The 1,181-nt window shown below is 47.8% G+C and carries 1 protein-coding gene; it reads left to right on the top strand.

Translation table 11 applies throughout. From position 1 onward, the window contains the following. Positions 1-698 precede the first annotated feature (698 nt). Positions 699-1,025, top strand: a complete 327-nt coding sequence (locus EDD77_RS17905; RefSeq protein ID WP_058966468.1) for a YerC/YecD family TrpR-related protein — start codon at positions 699-701, stop codon at positions 1,023-1,025. Positions 1,026-1,181: the final 156 nt, after the last annotated feature.

Raw genomic sequence — 1,181 nt, 5'->3', positions numbered from 1 at the left:
CTGGAAATGGAATGGCCGCCATCCGGCACCGGATGGCGGCAAACGGTCCAGATTGCGCGAAAATGCGCCTGACATTTCACTGCTTTTTCCACCTGCCTTCTTGTTTTCAAACAGAAAACCTGCTCTGGCCTGATTGCCAAAGCAGGTTTTTCTACAGGCTGAAAGAGTGGTGCTCATTATGAGCACCGCTCTTTTTTTACATTGAGAGGCCAGTTTACAAAAGCATTGCGCAGTTTTCTCTTCCGGGCCGGAAGCGGGCGGAAGGAGAGAAAAACAACCGGAACGGCATGCGCAAGAGCAGAGCTGACCAGGTAATTTGCCGGGGGTGAGCTGCATCCGGATCGGAGCCTGTAACAGGAGAAAAACGTTTCGGATCCATTTTTTATTGGAATTTTTGTCCTTTTGGCACATACACATTGTTGCAATGTACTAATTTGCAATAATAAAGTGTTAATTCGACCAAATCACTTGCAATTGGCAAAAAGTCGTGCTAAAATAATTCCTGCTCATAAGACAGCAGAGCCGTCCGTTTGAAGAAGGCGGGGCAGGCTCTGTTTTTTTGCCCGTTACCACTGGGCAAAATGAGCAAAAGTTTTGTGTAAATTAACGTAAAAATTCCATGATGCGGGCTTGCTTTTTGGGATTTTATGTGATACACTTTAGTCAAATAAAACAAGAAAGCAATTGTGAGGTGCGTAATGGCTGACAAGAATCATCTGAGAAACCCCGCGACCACCGCGTTGTTCGAGGCCATCCTTTCTTTGCAGAGCATGGAAGAGTGCTATACCTTTTTCGAAGATCTGTGTACCATGAAGGAGCTGGCCGATATGGCTCAGCGCCTGGAGGCTGCGAAGATGCTGCTGGACGGCAAGACCTATGAGCAGATCGTGAAGAGCGTGGAGATCAGCACGGCTACCATCAGCCGTATTAACCGCTGCATCCAGTATGGCAACGGCGGCTACGAGCTGATTATCGATCGTGTGCAGCAGAATGCCCAGCCGGAAGGCGAAGCGGCTGCTGAATAAGCGGACAGGTTCCTGATAAGTACAAAAAAGAACACCCGGAGCAAGCCGGGTGTTCTTTTTATTAACTAGAAAACCACAAGCTATGCTTGTGGACGAGAAGAGCACGAGCGTTGAAACGGTAAAAAAGAACCTCCTTTTGCTACAATAGAAGCGGGT

The organism is Allofournierella massiliensis (assembly GCF_004345265.1).
Lineage (GTDB): Bacteria > Bacillota > Clostridia > Oscillospirales > Ruminococcaceae > Allofournierella > Allofournierella massiliensis.
The sequence above is the reverse complement of the archived record's forward strand: the minus strand, read 5'-3'. Positions and strand labels throughout refer to the sequence as shown.

Bases quoted from the DNA above. Each gene is read 5' to 3' on its own strand.
- EDD77_RS17905 (WP_058966468.1), top strand. From the start codon at position 699: ATGGCTGACAAGAATCATCTGAGAAACCCCGCGACCACCGCGTTGTTC.